Origin of the sequence: Mesorhizobium sp. L2C084A000, assembly GCF_000502875.1 — a bacterium.
GTDB lineage: Bacteria > Pseudomonadota > Alphaproteobacteria > Rhizobiales > Rhizobiaceae > Mesorhizobium.
The window spans coordinates 1-281 of record NZ_AYWX01000069.1; the positions used below are offsets into that span (position 1 = coordinate 1).

General features: G+C 65.5%; 1 pseudogene. It reads left to right on the forward strand.

Annotated features, from left to right (window positions below):
- Nucleotides 1–281: pseudogene (locus X735_RS135815) on the forward strand (hypothetical protein); the annotation flags it as partial.

Genomic DNA, 281 nt, shown 5'->3' on the forward strand with positions numbered 1-281 from the left:
CAAGATGGGCGAGCAGGCCCAGGGCAAAGCCAAGCTGAAGACCGACGAGCAGGCGCAGGGCAAGGCCGGCACCTCCACCGACCAACAGGCTCAGGACAAGACCAAGCTGAAGACCGACGAGCAGGCGCAGGGCAAAGCCGGCACCACCGACCAGCAGGCTCAGGACAAGACCAAGCTGAAGACCGACGAGCAGGCGCAGGGCAAGGCCGGCACCACCACCGACCAGCAGGCTCAGGACAAGACCAAGCTGAAGACCGACGAGCAGGCTCAGGGCAAGGCTG